17 protein-coding genes are annotated in these 19,104 nt (G+C 64.4%); 9 read left to right on the forward strand and 8 right to left on the reverse strand.

Going from position 1 to position 19,104, the window contains the following annotated elements; genetic code table 11:
* Positions 1 to 34 precede the first annotated feature (34 nt).
* Positions 35 to 1,285: a flavin-dependent oxidoreductase gene (locus D6B98_RS04415; protein WP_126255676.1), complete on the forward strand. Its 1,251-nt coding sequence runs from the start codon at positions 35 to 37 to the stop codon at positions 1,283 to 1,285.
* Positions 1,286 to 1,294: 9 nt separating this feature from the next.
* On the opposite strand, the gene D6B98_RS04420 is transcribed toward D6B98_RS04415, so the two are convergent.
* Positions 1,295 to 1,750, reverse strand: a complete 456-nt coding sequence (locus D6B98_RS04420) for a cupin domain-containing protein (RefSeq protein ID WP_018643141.1) — start codon at positions 1,748 to 1,750, stop codon at positions 1,295 to 1,297.
* Between the two features lie 88 nt (positions 1,751 to 1,838).
* The gene (locus tag D6B98_RS04425) at positions 1,839 to 3,011 is read right to left on the reverse strand and encodes an ABC transporter substrate-binding protein (RefSeq protein WP_126255677.1); all 1,173 of its coding nucleotides are present in this window, start codon (positions 3,009 to 3,011) and stop codon (positions 1,839 to 1,841) included.
* Positions 3,012 to 3,260: 249 nt separating this feature from the next.
* Between D6B98_RS04425 and D6B98_RS04430 the strand changes: the two genes are divergently transcribed.
* From D6B98_RS04430 to D6B98_RS04440, 3 genes are all read left to right on the forward strand, one after another.
* Positions 3,261 to 3,779: a MarR family winged helix-turn-helix transcriptional regulator gene (locus tag D6B98_RS04430; RefSeq protein WP_164718374.1), complete on the forward strand. Its 519-nt coding sequence runs from the start codon at positions 3,261 to 3,263 to the stop codon at positions 3,777 to 3,779.
* 142 nt (positions 3,780 to 3,921) lie between these two features.
* Entirely contained in the window at positions 3,922 to 5,613 is a 1,692-nt protein-coding gene (locus D6B98_RS04435) for a benzoate-CoA ligase family protein (protein WP_126255678.1), read from the forward strand.
* 21 nt (positions 5,614 to 5,634) lie between these two features.
* Entirely contained in the window at positions 5,635 to 6,093 is a 459-nt protein-coding gene (locus D6B98_RS04440; protein WP_126255679.1) for a RidA family protein, read from the forward strand.
* 49 nt (positions 6,094 to 6,142) lie between these two features.
* Here D6B98_RS04440 and D6B98_RS04445 read toward each other — a convergent pair whose 3' ends face one another.
* The gene (locus D6B98_RS04445) at positions 6,143 to 6,871 is read right to left on the reverse strand and encodes a CBS domain-containing protein (protein WP_126255680.1); all 729 of its coding nucleotides are present in this window, start codon (positions 6,869 to 6,871) and stop codon (positions 6,143 to 6,145) included.
* Between the two features lie 209 nt (positions 6,872 to 7,080).
* Between D6B98_RS04445 and D6B98_RS04450 the strand changes: the two genes are divergently transcribed.
* Positions 7,081 to 8,934: a PHA/PHB synthase family protein gene (locus tag D6B98_RS04450; protein WP_126255681.1), complete on the forward strand. Its 1,854-nt coding sequence runs from the start codon at positions 7,081 to 7,083 to the stop codon at positions 8,932 to 8,934.
* Here the strand turns inward: D6B98_RS04450 and D6B98_RS04455 are convergent.
* The 3 genes from D6B98_RS04455 to D6B98_RS04465 are packed head-to-tail and all read right to left on the reverse strand — an operon-like array spanning position 8,931 to position 12,455.
* Positions 8,931 to 9,902, reverse strand: coding sequence for a CHAD domain-containing protein (locus D6B98_RS04455; RefSeq protein ID WP_126255682.1), 972 nt, complete (start codon positions 9,900 to 9,902; stop codon positions 8,931 to 8,933). The two genes, D6B98_RS04450 and D6B98_RS04455, sit on opposite strands and share 4 nt — an antisense overlap.
* The gene (locus tag D6B98_RS04460; protein WP_126255897.1) at positions 9,889 to 11,448 is read right to left on the reverse strand and encodes a bifunctional aminoglycoside phosphotransferase/ATP-binding protein; all 1,560 of its coding nucleotides are present in this window, start codon (positions 11,446 to 11,448) and stop codon (positions 9,889 to 9,891) included. The genes D6B98_RS04455 and D6B98_RS04460 overlap by 14 nt, the downstream gene beginning before the upstream one ends.
* Positions 11,449 to 11,471: 23 nt before the next feature.
* On the reverse strand, positions 11,472 to 12,455 hold the full coding sequence (locus D6B98_RS04465; protein ID WP_126255683.1) for a zinc-dependent alcohol dehydrogenase family protein: 984 nt from the start codon (positions 12,453 to 12,455) through the stop codon (positions 11,472 to 11,474).
* A 168-nt stretch (positions 12,456 to 12,623) separates the two neighbouring features.
* Here D6B98_RS04465 and D6B98_RS04470 point away from each other — a divergent pair, with 168 nt between their 5' ends.
* On the forward strand, positions 12,624 to 13,463 hold the full coding sequence (locus D6B98_RS04470) for a universal stress protein (RefSeq protein ID WP_126255684.1): 840 nt from the start codon (positions 12,624 to 12,626) through the stop codon (positions 13,461 to 13,463).
* Between the two features lie 66 nt (positions 13,464 to 13,529).
* Positions 13,530 to 16,223, forward strand: a complete 2,694-nt coding sequence (locus D6B98_RS04475) for a bifunctional acetate--CoA ligase family protein/GNAT family N-acetyltransferase (protein WP_126255685.1) — start codon at positions 13,530 to 13,532, stop codon at positions 16,221 to 16,223.
* A gap of 9 nt (positions 16,224 to 16,232) precedes the next feature.
* Here D6B98_RS04475 and D6B98_RS04480 read toward each other — a convergent pair whose 3' ends face one another.
* Both D6B98_RS04480 and D6B98_RS04485 read right to left on the reverse strand, forming a co-directional pair.
* On the reverse strand, positions 16,233 to 16,745 hold the full coding sequence (locus D6B98_RS04480; protein WP_126255686.1) for a phage holin family protein: 513 nt from the start codon (positions 16,743 to 16,745) through the stop codon (positions 16,233 to 16,235).
* Positions 16,746 to 17,021, reverse strand: a complete 276-nt coding sequence (locus D6B98_RS04485) for a hypothetical protein (protein WP_126255687.1) — start codon at positions 17,019 to 17,021, stop codon at positions 16,746 to 16,748.
* A gap of 174 nt (positions 17,022 to 17,195) precedes the next feature.
* On the opposite strand from D6B98_RS04485, the gene D6B98_RS04490 reads away from it, so the two are divergent.
* Both D6B98_RS04490 and D6B98_RS04495 read left to right on the forward strand, forming a co-directional pair.
* Positions 17,196 to 18,332: an ABC transporter permease gene (locus tag D6B98_RS04490; protein ID WP_126255688.1), complete on the forward strand. Its 1,137-nt coding sequence runs from the start codon at positions 17,196 to 17,198 to the stop codon at positions 18,330 to 18,332.
* Between the two features lie 2 nt (positions 18,333 to 18,334).
* Positions 18,335 to 19,102: an ABC transporter ATP-binding protein gene (locus D6B98_RS04495; RefSeq protein WP_164718375.1), complete on the forward strand. Its 768-nt coding sequence runs from the start codon at positions 18,335 to 18,337 to the stop codon at positions 19,100 to 19,102.
* Positions 19,103 to 19,104: the final 2 nt, after the last annotated feature.

Raw genomic sequence — 19,104 nt, forward strand, 5'->3', positions numbered from 1 at the left:
ACCCGTTGCCTGTGTTTCGAGTGGAGTAAGGGCGATGAAGGCGATTATCGTCGGTGGCGGTATCGGTGGTCTCACCACGGCATTGATGTTCCGCTCGCGCGGCCTGGACTGCGAGATTTTCGAGCAGGCCGACACCATTCGCGAGCTTGGGGTCGGCATCAACACGCTGCCGCATGCCATGCGCGAGCTCGCCGGTCTCGGCCTCCTTCAGAAGCTCGACGACGTCGCGATCCGCACCGACCAGCTCTATTATCTCAACCGCCATGGTCAGGAGGTGTGGCGCGAAGCCCGCGGGATCGATGCCGGCCACGACGTGCCGCAATTCTCGATCCATCGCGGCCGCCTTCAGGGCGTCATCCACCGCGCGGTCGAGGAGCGGCTTGGGGCTGCTGCCATCCACACCGGCTGCCGGCTGGGAGCCTTTACCCAGGACGAGGGCGGTGTCACCGCTTACTTCTTCGATCGCGCCGGGGCGCATGTCCACACCGCGCGCGGCGACATCCTGATCGGCGCCGACGGCATTCATTCCCGCGTTCGCGAGACGCTGTTCCCGAATGAAGGCCCGCCGTGCTGGAACGGCCTGATGCTGTGGCGCGGCGCACGCGACTGGCCGCTGTTCCTGACCGGCAAATCGATGATCGTGGCCGGCGGCCTCAATGCCAAGGTGGTGATCTATCCGATCGCGGAAGGATCGAGCCCGGCGAGCCGCCTGACCAATTGGGCTGTGCTGGTGAAGGTCGGGGAGGGTAACGCCCCGCCACCGCGCAAGGAGGACTGGTCACGACCGGGCCGCCGCGAGGAGCTGATGCCGCACGTCGCGCGCTTCTCGGTGCCCTATATCGACGTGAAGAGCCTGATCGCGGCGACGCCCGAATTCTACGAATATCCGACCTGCGACCGCGATCCCTTACCCTATTGGTCGTCCGGACGCGTCACGCTGCTCGGCGATGCTGCGCACCCCATGTATCCGGTCGGCTCCAATGGCGCCTCGCAGGCGATCCTCGATGCGCGCTGCCTTGCCGACGCGCTGGTGCGCGCGGAGCATCCGCGCCAGGCGCTGCTCGAATATGAGAAGAAGCGCCTGCCCATGACGGCCGAGATCGTGCGCTCCAACCGGCGCGGTGGCCCCGAGGGCGTCATCGACGCCGTCGAGCAGCTCGCCCCCGATGGATTCGACAATGTCGACAACGTGCTGAGCTATTCCCAGCGCGAGGCCATCGTGCGCGGCTATGCCACCAAGGCCGGTTTCGCCGCCGTGCCTGGGCTTGCGGCGGTGCGCGCCTGAAACCTGGCGCTAACCGCCGGGCGGCGGCGGCAGGAAGTGGATGTTGAACTCGGCCGCCATCGCCACCACGTCCTCCGGCTTCTGCTCCTTCATGTTGTGAAGGCCCCAGAACAGGTCGAACAGCTTGCGGCTCGGGGAAACCCAGAACAGCACCTTGGCGGTCTGCTCCGACTTGTTGAAGATGCCGTGCGGCACGCCCATGCCGAGCCGGATCAGATCGCCGGCGGTGGCCTGCGCCTCGGAATTGCCGAGCACAAAGTCGAGCTTGCCCTCGAGCATGTAGAGATACTCATCCTGGTCGGGATGGATGTGGGGCGGGACGAACGTGCCCGGCGGCAGCGTCGCATGCCAGGAGAAGCTGTTTTCTGCGTAGCTCTTCGGCACGTAGGTCTGGCCGAGAATATTCCAGGATATGCCCTGGATGCCCTCATTGGCCCGCGTGATGCCGGTGATTTCGCTCTTCATTGCAGCACTCCTCCCTTAACGCGACGCGCGGCTATTGTTCGAGCATGATCTTTTCGGAAAACCGCTACGCACTTTTCCGGACCATGCTTTAGTTCGCCGCCTTGCAGTCCTTGGCATAACGGTCGCCGTAATTCTCGAAGACCTTCTGCACGATCTCGGTCTGGAACTTGCCGTCCGGACGTTTGGCGACCTTGGTCAGATAGAAGTTCTGGATCGGATAGCCGTTGGTGTTGAACTTGAAGGCGCCGCGCAGCGAGGTGAAATCGGCCTTCTTCAGCGCCGCCCGAACGGCATCCTTGTTCGACAGATCGCCCTTCACGGCCTTGACCGCGCTGTCGATCAGCATCGCGGCGTCATAGGCCTGGAAGGCGTAGGTGCCGGGTACGACGTTATAGGTGGCCTCGTAGGACGCGACGAATTTCTTGTTCTGGGGATTGTCGAGATTGGGCGCCCAGTTCGCGCCGCCGAACATGCCGACCGCCGCGTCTTGCTGCGCCGGCAAGGTCGATTCATCCACCGTGAACGCCGAGAGCACCGGAATGCTGTCGGCAAGGCCGGCCTGCCGGTACTGCTTGACGAGATTGACGCCGAGGCCGCCGGGCATGAACGTGAAGAGCGCATCGGGCTTCTGTGAGGAAATCTTGGACAGCTCCGGCTGGAAATCCAGCGTGTTCAGCGGCATGTAGGATTCCTCGACGATCTCGCCCTTGTAGTCGAGCTTGAAGCCCGCCACCGAATCCTTGCCGGCCTGATAGTTCGGCACCATCAGGTACATGCGCTTGTAGCCGCGATCCTGCGCGACCTTGCCGAGGATCTCGTGCACCTGGTCGTTCTGGTACGAGGTCACATAGAAGAACGGGTTGCAATCCTTGCCGGCGAACGTCGACGGGCCGGCATTGGGGCTGATCAGGAAGGTTTTCGATTCCGTGATGGGCCGGTGGATCGCCTGCAGGATGTTGGAGAAGATCGGGCCGATCACGAAGTCGACCTTGTCGCGCTCGAGCAGGCCCTTGACCTTGGTCACCGCCGCATCCGGCTTCAGCTCGTCATCCGCAACGATCACCTCGACATCGCGGCCGCCCATCTTGCCGCCGAGATCCTTCACCGCGAGCGCAAAGCCGTCCCGAACCTGTTGACCAAGCGCAGCGGCGGGTCCCGACAGGGTCACCACCACGCCCAGCTTGATCTTCTCCTGCGCCACGGCTGGATTGAGGGCGGTGCCGGCCAGCAAGGCTGCGGCCAAGGTCAATTGCGTCTTCATGATCTGTCCCCGTGACATCAAGGCTTGCGCTGCAAGCCGCGTACTTCAATCCAAGCTTATGCCGATGACGGCTGCCGCGGCAAGCAGCGCTCAAACTATCGCCATCCTGCGAGCAGCGGCATGCAAGCGGCGCGCCAATTATTTGAAGCCTAAAGAAGTTGACGTGCGGTCGATTGTTGCAGCTTTGGACTTGCGGCCGGCTCCGATTTACTTGAAGCTCAAAATGTTGGGGAGTCCGTGCCGGCGCCAATGCCCGCCGAGAGTGACTGCATCGAGATGCTCGATTCCGAGACCAAGGCCGTCGAAACGCCGGAAGACCACGCCGACGAGCTGCGGCTGTGGTTGCGCCTTTTGACCTGCACGACGCTGATCGAGGGCGAGGTCCGCGGCCGGTTGCGGCAGCGCTTCGACGTCACGCTGCCCCGGTTCGATCTGATGGCGCAGCTCGACAAGGCGCCCGACGGTATGACGCTGTCCGATGTCTCCAAGCGCATGATGGTGTCGAACGGTAACGTCACCGGACTTGTCGAGCGCCTTGTGGAGTCCGGTCATCTCGACCGCCGCACCTCCGAAACGGACCGCCGTGTCCAGGTGATCCGTCTCACAAAACTTGGTCGCGCCGAGTTCCGCCGCATGGCTGCGGAACATGAGACCTGGATCGCCGATCTGTTCGCTGAGCTCTCGCCGAAGGACGTCCGCGAATTGATGCGGCTGCTCGCCAAGACCAAGGCGTCGGCGCAGAAATCGGCCGCGCGCCGCCGGCCGTAGGCGCAGGCCGGCCGCCCAATCCCTTTTGCCGCAGGAAAAAGCACGGGATGCCCAAAATCCGCTATTGCGCCGAATTGTTTTAAGCCTAAAATGTTTTCCAGATCGTGCTGCCGGGTGCAATCCATGCTGAAAGGAGCGTGCGATGGCCAACGCCGCCAAGGTTCAAGTGACGGGCTCGCATGACGGCAACGCCGCCACGGCCCATGTCGATACGTTTGCGCAGCAGCATCTGCCGCCGCGCGAGCTCTGGCCCGAATTCATCTTCACGCGACCGGAGCTGAACTATCCGCCACGATTGAATTGCGTCAGTTACTTCCTCGACCGTTGGGTCGAGCAGGGCCATGGTGATGCGCCCTGCGTCATCAGCCCCGCCGTCAGCTACACCTATCGCGAGCTGCAGGCGCTCGTGAACCGTATCGCCAATGTGCTGGTCGGCAAGCTCGGTCTCGTCCCCGGCGGGCGGGTGCTGCTGCGCTCCGCCAACAACCCGATGATGGTTGCGACCTATCTCGCGGTGATCAAGGCCGGCGGCATAGTCGTGGCGACGATGCCTTTGCTCCGTGCCAAGGAGCTGTCCTATCCGATCCAGAAGGCGGAGATTGCGCTGGCGCTGTGCGACGGCAAGCTCGCCGAGGAAATGGAGAAGGCGAGGGCTGCGGCGCCCGCTCTCAGACGTATCGTTTATTGGGGCAACGGCGCCCCGGACTCGCTCGAAGCGCTCATCGCCGACGCGAGCGCGGAGTTCAGGGCCGTCGATACCGCCTCCGACGATGTCTGCCTGATCGCCTTTACCTCCGGCACGACAGGCGATCCCAAGGGCACGATGCATTTCCACCGCGACATGCTCGCGGTCTGCGACGGCTATGCGCGCAACATCTTGCGGGCCGAGCAGACGGATCGCTTCGTCGGCTCGGCGCCGCTCGCGTTCACCTTCGGCTTCGGCGGCGTGCTGTTTCCGATGCACATCGGCGCCTCTTTCGTGGTGCTGGAGAAGACGACGCCCGACGACATCCTGACGGCGATCGAGCAGTACAAGATCACGGTCTGTTTCACCGCGCCCACGGCGTATCGCGCCATGATCGGCAAGCTCGCCGGGCGCGACATTTCCTCGCTGCGCAAATGCGTCTCGGCCGGCGAGACTCTGCCCAAGCCGACCTTCGACGCCTGGCTCAAGGCCACTGGCATCAAGCTGATGGACGGGATCGGCTCGACCGAGCTGCTGCACATCTTCATTAGCGCGACCGAGAATGAGATCCGTCCCGGTGCCACCGGAAAGCCCGTGCCTGGCTACGAGGCCAAGATCGTCGATGATGATGGCCATGACGTGCCGCCGGGCACGATGGGCAAGCTTGCGGTGCGCGGGCCGACCGGTTGCCGCTATCTCGCCGACGAGCGGCAGCGCAAGTACGTCCAGAACGGCTGGAACATCACCGGCGACACCTATCTGATGGATAGCGACGGCTATTTCTGGTACCAGTCCCGCTCCGACGACATGATCGTGTCGTCCGGCTACAACATCGCAGGCACCGACGTCGAGGCGGCCCTGCTCACGCATCCGGCGGTCGCCGAGTGCGGTGTGGTCGGCGCCCCGGACGAGGCGCGCGGCATGATCGTGAAGGCCTATGTCGTCGCTGCACCCGGCGTAACGCCGGATGCTCAGCTCGTGGCCGAGTTGCAGGAGCATGTCAAACGCGAGATCGCGCCATATAAGTATCCTCGGGCGATCGAGTTCGTGACGCAACTGCCGAAGACCGAGACTGGAAAAGTGAAGCGCTTTGCCCTGCGGCAACTGGCGCAAGCTGCCGTGACGTCCTCAGGCGTCGCGGCGGAATGAGAAAAGGATGACGAATTGTCCGTGACGACGCCGAAAGGCCCGCAGCTCGCGGTGCTGCCGACAGCCGCCGAGGATGGCACCCGTTCGCGGGTGCAGGTGCTCCAGCCGTCGGGATGGCCGATGCCGAAGGGCTATGCCAACGGCATGGCCGCCGAAGGGCGCATCGTCGTCACCGGCGGGGTGATCGGCTGGGACGCTGAGGAGCGTCTCGCCGACGGCTTTGTTGCGCAGGTGCGCCAGACCTTGAGCAACATCGCGGCGATCCTGGCCGAAGCCGGCGCGCGGCCCGAGCACCTCGTGCGCCTGACCTGGTACGTCGTCGACATGGACGAGTACCTGGCCAATCTGAAGGAACTGGGCAGGGTCTATCGCGACGTCTTCGGAGCCCACTATCCTGCGATGGCGCTGGTTCAGGTGGTCCGCCTCGTGGAGAAGGCGGCGCGCGTCGAAATCGAAGCCACCGCCGTCGTTCCACGCTGAATCGCGCAGGCTCAGCTCGCCTTGTCAGCTGGCTTGTCAACTGGCCTTGTCAACTGGCCTTGGCGAGCTCGTCGTCCTCGGGCGAGTTCAGATAGATGCCCGACATGGTGTCGACCCAGCACAGATGGTCGTGCACCTTCTTCACGCCTTCGACGTTCTCGGCGGCGACGATCGCCGCCTGCCGTGTGCGCTCTTCGCTGATGACGCCGCTGAGGTGAACGATGCCGTCACGGACGATGACGTTCAGCCCGAACGGGCACCAGTCGTTCTTCTCCATGGTCTCGATGATACGGCTGCGAATGTGATCGTCGTCCGCCGTCGGATCCGGCACCTCGCGGGCGAGCCCCGCCACGGCCTGCAGCAGGTTGGCTCGCGATACGATGCCGACGACCTTGTCGCCACGCACCACGGGCAGCCGCTTCACGTTGTTGCGTTCCATGAGGTCGACGATCTCGGCGAGCGCCATATCCTCCGTGATGGTGATGGGCGTGTCGGTCATCACTTCCGAGACCTTGCGGCCGTGCTCGTGGACGAAATCGCTGGCGGATTTGCCCGGCCCCAGGATGAACCGCAGCCAGCGTCCGCGCTTGCGCCCGGTGCCGATTTCGCTGCGGCGGATGAAATCCCCTTCGGAGACGACGCCGACCAGCTTGCCGGTCTCGTCGACCACCGTGAGGCCGCTGACATGCCGCTTCAGCATGATATTCGCCGCCTCGACGATGCTGGTGTCGGGGGTAACCGAGATGACCGACCGGGTCATGATCTGGTGGGCGCGCATGGAAGACTCCGCTGGCTTGTCAAATTTCGATGCGCGAAAACTAGCCCGGACGCCGGGCTGCGGCTTGACTCAGGTCAATGGGACGAACCCGTCCGCATCGATGAAGCAATTGTGATCCGCCCGCCGGTTTGATGCAGCTCAACGCTGTTGCGAAGACTGGCCATATCCTTCCGCCGACATCAAACCGCAGCCCTTCGGATCATTGAGCCATGAGCGTCGTGAAGATTTATCCACGGGCCGATGAGCCGGCGGTGCAGGCCCTCCCGCTCAGTCCCGCCGCTGCTCCCGGAGCTTCGACGGTGAGCGCCGAAAAGCTCGCGGAAAAGACGATTGCCGCCGATTCTCTGCCAGAATCCGAGCCATATCCATTCGATCGCGCGTTTCACGCCATGCTGGCACGGTTTACCGGCGGTATTTCGCCGCTGGCCTTGTCGCTTGCCTGGCTCGACTGGAGCTCGCATCTCGCTGCGGCGCCGCAACGCCAGATGGAGATTTCCCGCACCGTCCTGCGCGACACCGGGCGGCTGGCGGAAGCCGCCGCGCACGCGGCGTCGCCGGAGCAAAGGCCGTGGTCCGTGATCCGGCCGCAGGCGCGGGATCGCCGTTTCAGTGGACCACAATGGGAGACTGCGCCGTTCAATCTGCTGGCGCAGGGGTTCTTGCTCGCAGAACGCTGGTGGCGCGATGCCGCGACGGGCGTGCGGGGCGTGTCGCACGCCAATGAGGCCATCGTCGAGTTCTCGATGCGCCAGATGCTCGACATGCTGGCCCCCTCGAATTTCGCGGCGACCAATCCGAAGGTGCTGGAGAAGGCGTTCCAGAGCGGCGGCGAGAATTTCGTCTTTGGCTGGCAGAACTGGTGCAGCGATCTGATGCGCCTGCTCTCCAACTCGAAGCTGGCGGAGGACGGGCGGTTCGTGGTCGGCAAGACCGTGGCGGTTTCACCGGGCAAGGTCGTCTACCGCAACGAGCTGATCGAGCTGATCCAGTACCACCCGACCACCGCACAGGTGAGGCCCGAGCCGATCCTGATCGTGCCGGCCTGGATCATGAAGTACTACATTCTCGATCTCTCGCCGCAGAACTCGCTGGTCAAATATCTGACCGGTCAAGGGTTCACCGTGTTCGCGATCTCCTGGCGCAATCCGGATGCGAGGGATAGGGATCTCGCCTTTGACGACTATCGCAAGCTGGGCGTCATGGCGGCGCTGGACATGATCGGCCTGATCATGCCGGGGCGGAAGATGCATGCGCTCGGCTATTGTCTGGGCGGCACGCTGCTGTCGATCGCCGCGGCGGCGATGGAACGCGACGGCGACAACCGCCTCGGCACCGTCACGCTCCTTGCGGCCCAGACCGATTTCACCGAGGCTGGGGAGCTGACGCTCTTCATCAACGAGAGCCAGGTCGCCTTTCTCGAAGACGTGATGTGGCAGCGAGGCTATCTCGACACGACGCAGATGGCCGGCGCCTTTCAGCTGCTGCGTTCCAACGAGTTGATCTGGTCGCGTCTGTCACACGACTATCTGATGGGCGAGAGCGCGCCGCCGAGCGACCTGATGGCCTGGAACGCCGACGCAACCCGGCTGCCCTATCGGATGCATTCGGAATATCTGCGCAAGTTGTTCCTCGACAACGATCTGGCCGGCGGACGCTATCAGGTCGACGGCAGGAGCGTTTCGCTGTCCGATATTCACGCGCCGATGTTCGTGGTCGGCACGCTCGCCGATCACGTGGCGCCGTGGCGATCCGTCTACAAGATCCACTATCAGGTCGATGCCGACGTGACGTTCCTGTTGACCAGCGGCGGCCACAATGCCGGTGTCGTTGCACCTCCAGAGGAGCCCGGCCACAGCTATCAGGTGCTGACCAAGCCTGCCGATGCGCCCTATGTTGGTCCGGACGAATGGCTGAAGCTGGCTCCGCACGTCGAGGGCTCGTGGTGGCCGGAATGGGCCAATTGGCTAGCGGCGCGTTCCGGCGCGCCCTGCGGTCCGCCGCAAACCGGAGTTGGAGACGCTCCGGGACTGCCCGATGCGCCGGGGGACTACGTCCACACCTAAGCCTCCGGCTCGGACCTTGGCGCGAGATCCGAGGAGCGGAAGGGTTTGGCCTTGTCCAGTTTGCGGTAGGCGGCTGACGCCTTCCGCAACAGCTTCTTCTCCCGCTTGCGGTTGAGGAAGCGAGCGCCGGCTTCTTGGCCGGCGCCATCCAATGACGCCGCCAGCGCTTGTCCCCGCGCATCGTCGTTCAATTGTCCGAGTGACCGTTGCGCCTGGCGCAATTTCTTGAGGATGGATTTCTGTTTCGTCAGTGATTCATCGGCGAACAGGTCCTGGAGCGACTCGATCGAATAGGTCATCCGCTTGTTGAGAAGCCGCAGCTTGTGGCGTTTCTCGACGTCGAGCTTGCGGAGCTTTCGCGCCTTCTTGAGCAGCGTCGTTTCCCACTCCGCCAGCCGCTGCGCTGCATGGTCAGCGAGCGTGCAGCGGCGCAACCGGATGGCCTCCTTGTTGCGCCGGGTCGACCAGGGGCCGCTCTCGATCCAGGCCGAGGTCTGCTCGACAAGGCGGCGATACCGCGGGGATTGCAGTGCACGCGCCAGCTCGCGGTGGCTCTCGGTGCGTTTTTCGTCCCAGTGCTGAAGCTCGGCGATCACGGCGAGCTCGTCGCCGCTCTCGGCGACGACCCGCTCGATCGCCACATCGAGGTCCCGCACCATGCCGAGCTGGCTGTTCAGCCATTTCAGCTCGGTCCAGATAGTCGGCCGCAGAGCGTCGTCGATCATCGGCGAGAAGAAGCGGATGGCGGTGCGCAGATGCGTCAGTGCGATCCGGATCTGATGCAGCGCGTCGGGATCGCCGCGGCAGGTGCCGTCATGTTGGGCGAGGACGGCAGCGAGGTGACGGCGCGCGATGATCCGGAACGCCGTGTCGCAGGCCATGCCTGGACTAAGGCGGCCGGGCAGGGCATTGCGACGTGCCGCCGGCGCGACGCGAGCGGCCGTCGAGGTCGTGCTAGGTCGCGCCATCTTTGCCCGCGCCAATCAGATTGCCTTGTTTGCCTTCGATCGCGTTCCGGCAGTTCTGGAGCGTCTGCTCTTGCGTCCCGGATGCATCGATGGTCGCCCAACCGACATGGCCGATATTATAGTGCTCCTGCAGCGCGGCAACCTCTTGCGTGGCGTCGGATGCGTCTCCCCGGCGGCTTCCGATCCGCGTCTGCCGGGTGGCAAGATCTGCAACCAGAAACAGGCCGTCCATCGACACGTTGCACTCGCGCGCCAGTGCGGCGATCGCGTTTCGTTCGTCCTCGCGGGCAAATACGCCGTCAATGATCGCCGAATGGCCTTGCGCCAGCACCCGCCGGGCGAGCTGAGCCAGCGTGTCGTAGACGCGGGCTGCATGCTCCGGCGTGTAGGCGGAGGGCGGCAGGCGGTGGGTGTCCTCGACCCCGAACATCTGCTTGCGGACGATGTCGCTGCGCAGCAACACGGCTCCGGGCGGCGGTGCGATGCTGGGCGCCAGCGCTTGCGCCAGAACGGTCTTGCCGGTGCCTGACAATCCGCCGACGGCAATCAGGCGCGGAGCGGCAGGATGGATCAGCATCCTGGCGAGGTCAAAATAGCGCCGTGCCTGCTCGAGAATGCTGGGGTCGTCGGAATGCGGCGGCCTCAGCCGTGTCAGGGCCACCTGGGCGCGGATCGCCGCCCTGACGGACATGAACAGCGGCAGGGCCGAGAGCGCGTCGAAATTATCGGCGGGCGTCGCGGCGAGATAGCGGTTCAGGACGATGTTGGCCGCGCGTGGCTGATCGTGGTGCAACAGGTCCATCAGCGTGAATGCGAGATCGTAGAGCACGTCGACGGTCGCCATCTGCGCATCGAACTCGATGGCGTCGAACAGCACGGGACGGTCATCGATCAGGACGATGTTTGCGAGATGCAGATCGCCATGACAGCGGCGCACGAAACCTTTCCGGCCGCGCTCCGCGAGCAGGGGGCGGAGGCGCAAATAGGCCTCGTGCGAGGCTCGGCTGAGCTTGTGGATGTCTCCCGCGTCGAGATGGCCGCCGGCCCGCAGGCCGTGACCGTTGCCGTCGATCAGGGCGGGGATGGAGGAGACCCATGCTATGGCATCCGCGCTTGTGGCTGCGCCATGGGAAGCCACGACCGCATCGGCGGCAGCCGAGGCGAGCTTTGCATCCAGCGGCCCGGCCTTTGCCAGATGATCCAGCGTTCTGCTTTCGTCGAAGCGCGACATGTCCACCGCATACTCGATCGGCCGGCCGGCGCCGCCGACTTGCACCGATCCATCCGGCTCTTCCGTGATCGCCACGACGCGATGATAGATCTGCGGCGCCAGCGGCCGGTTGATCCTGATCTCCTCCTCGCACGCCGCCTTGCGCTTATCGAGTGTCGAATAATCGAGAAAGGGATATCGGACGGCGCGCTTGATCTTCAACGCGCGCCTCCCGTCGAGGAACACCGAGGCGCCATGCGTGTCGATCCGCGTCACGCCGGGATGGTCGGTCAGCGTCCGGAAGATCCGCTCCTGGGCTGCCATGTCGTCCTTCATGGAAACGGACATCCGGAGCACCATCAGGGCGTCAGCACGGCCGCGCCGAGAATCTGGCCAGCCCGCAGCATGGTCAGAACTTCGTTGGCCTGCTCGAGTGGAAATGCCGTCGTTTCGGTGCGAACGCCAGCTTGCGGCGCGATCTTGAGGAAATCGAGGCCATCCTGTCGGGTGAGATTGGCGACCGACACCAGCTGCCGTTCCTGCCAGAGCAGATCATAGGGAAAGCTTGGAATGTCGGTCATGTGGATGCCCGCGCATACGACGCGCCCGCCTTTGCGGACCGCGCGTAGCGCAGCCGGGACGAGCTCGCCTGATGGTGCGTAGATGATGGCGGCGTCGAGCGGCTCGTCTGGCACCTCGTCAGATGCTCCCGCCCAGACCGCGCCGAGACGACGTGCAAGATCTTGCGCAGCGGCGTCGCCGCGTCGCGTGAATGCGTGGACGGATCGTCCCTGCCAGCGCGCGACCTGCGCAATGATGTGGCCGGCCGCGCCGAAACCATAGAGGCCGAGCCGTTCGGCAGGGCCGGCCAGCACCAGCGAGCGCCAGCCGATCAGCCCCGCGCATAGCAGAGGCGCGATCTCCTCGTCGTTGCCGTCCTCACCAAGGGGAAAGGCGTAGCGTGCGTCGGCGATGGTGTGGGTCGCATAGCCGCCATCGCGCGTATATCCGGTGAATAGCGGGGCGTCACACAGGTTTTCCGTGCCATCCCGGCAGAAGCGACAATGTCCGCAGGTAAAGCCGAGCCAGGGAATGCCGACCCGATCACCGGGCACATGCGTTGCGACATTCGGGCCCACGAGATCGACCCGACCGACGATCTCGTGACCAGGCACGATCGGATAGCGAATTTCGGGCAATTCGGCGTCGACGAGGTGAAGATCGGTCCGGCAGACCCCGCAGGCGCTGATCTTCACCCGGAGCTGCCCCTCGCCGGGGATCGGGTCGGGCCGCTCCTCCATCTGGAGCCGCGTTCGTGCGGCCGGCAACACCATCGCACGCATGAGCTTCTCCAGGGCGAACCGCTCCGACTGAATTATCCATAGAATAGCAGTGCGGCCAGTCCTTGACGCCGGTCAACGCTATACGGGCCGGACTGAGTTCCCTTGGGTTGACGAGGATCAAGGGTCTCGACCAAAGCCGGCCTATTGTGGCGGCCAAGGAGAATCCCGATGCCCATCAAGGACGTCTTTCTGCCGCTTGTCGGCCAGCCGCGCGGGCCGGCCCTGGCTGCGATCGAGAAATGCGTGGCCGTTGCTGCCGATCTCGGCGCCAGGATCACCGCGCTCGCGCTCGAGGAAGAGGTTTACGAGCGGCCGAAGGTGATGCTGCCCTACGATCGCGAGTCTGCGGAGCCCGGCAGTTTGCGCGAAATGAGCGACGTGCAGCAGCTCCTGAACGCATTCACCAATGCGACATCACGCGCCGACATTCGCGCCCAGAGCCGAACGGGCAAGGTGCCGGCGGACCAGATCCCGGCCATCCTTGCCGAACACGCTCGTTTCAGCGATCTCACGCTGCTCCCCGTGAAGCCGCATGACAGTCGAACGGAGAGCATCGTTGATGCCTTGCTGTTCGGATCCGGCCGGCCGCTCCTGCTCTGTCCGGAACATCTCGCAGGAGAGCTGCGCCCAAAATTCGAGAAGGTTATGATCGCCTGGGATCACTCCGCGCGTGCGGCACGTGCGGTCGGCGACGCGTTGCCGGTCCTGCAGGCGGCGGCCTCTGTTCGCGTGGTGACCGTGGCGGATGAGAAGACCGACGCGATCGTGCAATCCGGAACCGCTCTGGTCGATCATCTGAGGGAACACGGTGTCCATGCCTCGTTCGAAGCGGCGAAGAGCCGCGGCAGCTCGATCGGCAAGGTCTTGGGAAATTGGGCGAATTCCCATGGCATGGACGCCATCGTGATGGGCGCCTATCATCATTCGCGCCTGAACGAGATCGTCTGGGGCGGTGTGACAACGACCGTCATTGGCGAGCCACCATGCTGGGTTATGATCTCGCACTAGGCTCGCCATTCGTCCAGCCTGATCGTCAACAATCGGAACCGTCGCCGACCGGGCGCATTTGCTTTCATGTCAACTTATCGTCTGAATAATCTTCTGGCGCCGCGTTCAGTTGCGCTCGTCGGCGCGAGCGCCCGTCCGGTCTCGGTGGGACGCGCCGTTCTCGAGAACATTCGCAAGGCCGAATTCAAGGGGCGATTTGGCCTCGTCAATCCACGTCATGCCGAAATCGGCGGCATCGCCGCGGTGAAGAGCATGGACGCTTTGGACTTCGTGCCCGAGCTCGTGGTCATCACCGCGCCTGCGCGTGAGATTCCAGGTATCATCGACCAAGCCGGGCGTCGCGGATCGGCGGGCGCCTTGATCGTTTCGGCCGGGCTCGGCCACGGACCGGGATCTCTGCACGAGGCCGCCAGCACGGCAGCCCGCAAATACGGCATGCGGCTGATCGGACCGAACTGTCTCGGCATCATGATGCCCGGCGTCAGCCTGAATGCCAGCTTTGCCGCGCATATGCCGGGGGCGGGCAGCCTCGCGCTGATCTCGCAATCGGGTGCGATCGCTGCCGGCATGGTCGATTGGGCCGCGCAACGCGGCGTCGGCTTCTCCGGCATCGTCTCGATCGGTGATCAGATCGACGTCGATATTGCCGATCTGCTCGACTATTTCGCGATGGACCACAAGACGCGCGCGATCCTGCTTTACATCGAGTCCATCAAGGACGCGCGCAAGTTCATGTCGGCGGCGCGCGCCGCCGCGCGCGTGAAGCCGGTCGTCGTGGTGAAGTCCGGCCGCATGGCGCAGGGCGCGAAGGCGGCTGCCACGCATACCGGCGCGCTCGCCGGCGCTGACGCGGTCTACGACGCGGCGTTCCGCCGCGCGGGCGTCCTGCGGGTCTCCGATCTGCGTGAGCTGTTCGATTGTGCCGAGACACTCGGGCGCGTCGAATCGCCGACCGGAAAGCGCCTCGCCATCCTGACCAATGGCGGCGGCATCGGCGTGCTCGCCGTCGATCGACTGGTCGAACTCGGCGGAATTCCGGCGACCATCTCGGTGGAGACGCGTAAGAAGCTGGATGCTGTGTTGCCGCCGACCTGGTCCGGTGCAAATCCTGTCGACATCGTCGGCGACGCCGACGCCGCGCGCTATGCGACGGCGCTGGAGCTGCTGCTAGCCGATCGCGACAATGACGCGGTTCTGGTTCTCAACGTGCAAACTGCGATCGCCTCGGCGGCCGAGATCGCTGCGACCGTGACGGAGCTCGTCGGCAAATATCGGAAGGAGCACCGCCGATGGGCCAAGCCGGTGCTGGCGGCCTGGGTCGGCGCCGATCAGGACATCATTCAGGCGCTTTCCAGCGCCGGTGTGCCGAACTATCCGACCGAGGACGACGCCGTGCGCGGCTTCATGCATCTGGTCCGGCACCGGGAAGTGGTGGAGGAGCTGAGTCAGGTTCCACCCGCGATGCCCGACACATTCGTTCCGGACGCTCAAGGGGCGCGGCGGATCGTCACCGCCGCGATCGCGGACGGCCGCCAATGGCTCGAGCCGGTCGAGATCAAGCATCTGCTCGAAGCCTATGACATCACGATGGTGCCGACTTATGCCGCAGCCGATGTCGAGCAGGCGGTAGCCTATGCCAAGGAAATCTTCGCACAGGGCGGCACTGTCGTGTTGAAGATCATGTCGCGGGACATCGTCCACAAATCCGATGTCGGCGGTGTCGTGCTCAATCTGACAACGCCGGAGGCCGTGCGTGCGGCCACCTCCGATATTCTCGCCCGGGCGAGAAGGCTGCGGCCCGAGGCCCGCATCGGCGGCGTCATCGTCCAGGCCATGATCGTCAAGGCGAAGGCGCGCGAGCTGATCCTGGGCCTCGCGGACGATCCCACTTTCGGCACGGTCGTGGTGTTCGGTCGTGGCGGCACGGCGGTCGAGATCATCAACGACAAGGCGCTCGCGCTGCCGCCGCTGGATTTGCAGCTCGCCCGCGATTTGATCGACCGCACGCGCGTGTCGCGGCTGCTGAAGGCCTATCGTGATGTGCCAGCGGTGAAGCAAGACGCGGTCGCCATGGTGCTGGTCAAGCTGGCGCAGATGGCCGCCGATATTCCCGAGATCCGGGAATTCGACATCAATCCGTTGCTGGCGGACGAAACCGGCGTGACTGCGGTGGATGCCCGCGTCGCGGTCGGCCCGCCGCAACGGAAGTTCGTCGGCTCCGGCCCGGCCAATTTCGCCGTTCGCGCTTATCCGTCACAATGGGAGCGCCGCCTCAAGCTCAAGGACGACTGGCGCATCTTCGTGCGGCCCATGCGCCCGGAGGATGAGCCGACCATCCACGAATTCCTGCGCCACGTCACGCCGCACGACCTTCGCCTGCGGTTCTTCGCGCCGATGAAGGAGTTTACCCACGAGTTCATCGCGCGCCTGACCCAGCTCGACTATGCGCGCGCAATGGCCTTCATTGCATTCGACGAGGCCACCGGCGAGATGGTCGGCGTGGTCCGGCTCCATTCGGATTCGATCTACGAAAGCGGTGAATATGCGATCCTGCTGCGGTCCGACCTGAAGGGCAGGGGGCTCGGCTGGGCCCTGATGCAGCTCATCATCGACTATGCCAGGTCGGAAGGGCTGAAGGTCATTTCGGGCGACGTGCTCCAGGAGAACACCGTGATGCTCGAAATGTGCCGAAACCTCGGCTTCGAGGTCAAGCCGGACCCGGCCGAACCCGACATCTGCGACGTCAAGTTGAAGCTCTGAGCGCACCCCTCAGGAGCGCGCTTCGGCCGAACCTGCGGCGGCGGATGTCTTGGCTGATGTCTTGGCCGACGTTCCGGCCGTCGATCGCAAATTCTTCACGATGATCGCGATCAGCGGCACCAGCACCGGCACGATCGTGCTGAGCGGATGATGCACCGCGCCCGACACCTGGGCCTGGAGTGCGCGCGCCTCGAGCTGAAGGGCTTCGATGGAGGCGTCGTGGATTTCGCCGGCGAGCTCAATGTCCCGGCCGGACGGAGCGCGGCCGGCGATGACGAAGATGGCAGCCGCGATGGCGAAATTGACGGCACCGAGGATGGCTGCCGCGGCAATCGCACTCCAGATCTGGACCAGCGCGAAATAGGCCGACAGCTCCAGCATCAGAAGCCCGAACGCCGCAATCAGTGCCGCGAAGGCGCGCAGGCCGAGGCCTATCAGCAGATGACGCAGCCTGATGTCCGCGATGATCCTGTCGGTGCGCCACAGCACGCGCAGATGTTTGACCACGTTCTCGGTATTCACCTAGTGTCTCCTCAGCATGAAGCCGACGACCACGCCGAGCGCGAAGGCGGAGGCGAGCGATGCGATAGGACGGTCCGCAATGAGGCCCCGAAGCTGCTCCTGCTCTTCCTCGACGGTCTCGCCGAGTTCAGCGAGCGCAGCCCTGATCTGATCGGCGAGCGCCTCGGCGCGATCTTTCGAGCTCTCGAACATCTCCTCGCCGGCGGTGCTCAGCAAGCGCGTCACATCAACCTTCAGCGTGCGCAATTCTTCGCTCATCCTGTCACGGTCGAACATGGACCTGATATCCCCATTGAACGGACGCAAGCCTAGGGCCCGCGTACGCGATCACGCTTGATTTGCGTCAATCGGCAGGGCAGTTCGGCTCTTGAGACAGGTCAAGCCGGCCGCCATATGCTGGCCTAGAAATGCCGTCTGAATGGGGACCGACTGTCCCGACGAGGTGGAAGCGTGAACCACGAACCGCTGTTGCTCGCGACGCCGTCCGGCGACGTGCTGAACCTGCGTCCCGAAGGGCCCTGGACCGCCGCGAATGTGGTGACGCTCGAGACATTGTCCCGGTCGGTCGGAGCCGACGTCGATCGCTCGCGCGTCGTCACCCTGGACATGTCGGGCGTCAGTGCGCTCGACACGCTCGGCGCCTGGGTCCTCGAGAAGCTGTCGCGCAGGGCCGCATCATCCGGAAGATCGGCTGAGTTCGTCGGCGTCGCCGATCATTTCAGCGGGTTGATGGATGAGGTGCGCCAGGTCAACCGCCACACGCCGGCCCCCACGGCTGCGCCCAACCCGGTGCTGGCGAGGCTCGGCGATCTCGGCAAATCCACGGTCGGCGCCCGCGAAGACGTCACGATCTTCCTCGAGTTGCTCGGCGCATTGTTCATGGCGGTGATCGGTGTACTGCGCCGGCCGCGTTCGCTGCGGCTGACCTCGCTGGTCTATCAGCTCTACCGCATCGGGTGGCAGGCGATTCCCATCGTCGCGCTCATCACCTTCCTGATCGGCGCCATCATCGCGCAGCAGGGCTTCTTCCATTTCCGCAGATTCGGCGCGGAATCGTATACTGTCGACATGGTCGGCATCCTGGTGCTGCGTGAGCTCGGCGTGCTGATCGTCGCCATCATGGTCGCCGGCCGGTCGGGAAGTGCCTACACTGCCGAGCTCGGCTCGATGAAGATGCGCGAGGAGATTGACGCGCTCTCCACCATGGGGCTCGATCCCGTGGAGGTCCTGATCCTGCCGCGCGTTGCGGCCCTGGTCATTGCCTTGCCCATTCTCACTTTCATTGGATCGATTGCCGCGCTCTATGGCGGCGGTCTCGTCGCACAATTCTATGGCGATATGGGACCGGCGATCTATATGGCGCGGCTGCACGAGGCCATCTCCGTCACGCATTTCGAGGTGGGCATCTTGAAGGCGCCGTTCATGGCGCTGGTGATCGGGATCGTGGCCTGCAGCGAGGGACTGCGGGTCAAGGGCAGCGCCGAGTCGCTCGGGCGACAGACCACGACGTCGGTGGTGAAATCGATCTTCCTGGTGATCGTGCTCGACGGCCTGTTTGCGGTCTTCTTTGCCTCGATCGGAATGTGACGATGGACGCGCCGCAAGACCAGTTCGCGATCCGCGTCCGTGACCTCGTGGTCGGCTTTGGCCGCCAGACGGTGCTCGACCATCTGTCGCTCGACGTCCGCCGCGGCGAGATCCTTGGGCTGGTCGGGGCGTCCGGCGGCGGCAAGTCGGTGCTGATGCGGACCATCATCGGCCTGATCCCGCGCCGGGGCGGGACCATCGAAGTTATGGGACAACCCACCGGGGGGCACGGTCGAGGCGCAGCCACGACATGGGGCATCCTGTTCCAGCAGGGCGCGCTGTTCTCTTCGCTCACGGTCCGCCAGAACGTCCAGTTTCCCTTGCGCGAAAATCTGGTCCTGTCGCAGGAGCTGATGGACGAAATCGCGATCGCCAAGCTCGAAATGGTCGGCTTGCGTGCCCAGGACGCCGACAAATATCCGGCGGAGCTGTCCGGCGGCATGACCAAGCGCGTGGCGCTGGCCCGCGCGCTCGCGCTCGATCCGCCGATCCTGTTCCTGGACGAGCCGACTTCCGGCCTCGATCCGATCGCCGCCGGCGATTTCGATGCGCTGATCAAGACGCTGCAAAAGACGCTGGGGCTGACCGTGTTCATGGTGACCCACGATCTTGCGAGCCTGACCACGGTCTGCGACCGCGTCGCCGCGCTCGCCGACGGCAAGATCGTGGCGATCGGCCCGATGCGCGAATTGCTGCAATCCGAGCATCCCTGGGTGCGCGCTTATTTCCACGGCAAGCGCTCGCAGATGCTGCAACACGAGATGAGATGAGA

Source organism: Bradyrhizobium sp. LVM 105 (assembly GCF_003957705.1).
Taxonomy (GTDB): Bacteria; Pseudomonadota; Alphaproteobacteria; order Rhizobiales; family Xanthobacteraceae; genus Bradyrhizobium; species Bradyrhizobium frederickii.

Coding starts and splice junctions, on each gene's coding strand:
- D6B98_RS04445 (WP_126255680.1), bottom strand. CDS start 6,871: ATGCGCGCCCACCAGATCATGACCCGGTCGGTCATCTCGGTTACCCCC.
- D6B98_RS04485 (WP_126255687.1), bottom strand. CDS start 17,021: ATGTTCGACCGTGACAGGATGAGCGAAGAATTGCGCACGCTGAAGGTT.
- D6B98_RS04465 (WP_126255683.1), bottom strand. CDS start 12,455: ATGCGTGCGATGGTGTTGCCGGCCGCACGAACGCGGCTCCAGATGGAG.
- D6B98_RS04470 (WP_126255684.1), top strand. CDS start 12,624: ATGCCCATCAAGGACGTCTTTCTGCCGCTTGTCGGCCAGCCGCGCGGG.
- D6B98_RS04430 (WP_164718374.1), top strand. CDS start 3,261: ATGCCCGCCGAGAGTGACTGCATCGAGATGCTCGATTCCGAGACCAAG.
- D6B98_RS04450 (WP_126255681.1), top strand. CDS start 7,081: ATGAGCGTCGTGAAGATTTATCCACGGGCCGATGAGCCGGCGGTGCAG.
- D6B98_RS04435 (WP_126255678.1), top strand. CDS start 3,922: ATGGCCAACGCCGCCAAGGTTCAAGTGACGGGCTCGCATGACGGCAAC.
- D6B98_RS04455 (WP_126255682.1), bottom strand. CDS start 9,902: ATGGCGCGACCTAGCACGACCTCGACGGCCGCTCGCGTCGCGCCGGCG.
- D6B98_RS04425 (WP_126255677.1), bottom strand. CDS start 3,011: ATGAAGACGCAATTGACCTTGGCCGCAGCCTTGCTGGCCGGCACCGCC.
- D6B98_RS04420 (WP_018643141.1), bottom strand. CDS start 1,750: ATGAAGAGCGAAATCACCGGCATCACGCGGGCCAATGAGGGCATCCAG.
- D6B98_RS04415 (WP_126255676.1), top strand. CDS start 35: ATGAAGGCGATTATCGTCGGTGGCGGTATCGGTGGTCTCACCACGGCA.
- D6B98_RS04460 (WP_126255897.1), bottom strand. CDS start 11,448: ATGAAGGACGACATGGCAGCCCAGGAGCGGATCTTCCGGACGCTGACC.
- D6B98_RS04495 (WP_164718375.1), top strand. CDS start 18,335: ATGGACGCGCCGCAAGACCAGTTCGCGATCCGCGTCCGTGACCTCGTG.
- D6B98_RS04475 (WP_126255685.1), top strand. CDS start 13,530: ATGTCAACTTATCGTCTGAATAATCTTCTGGCGCCGCGTTCAGTTGCG.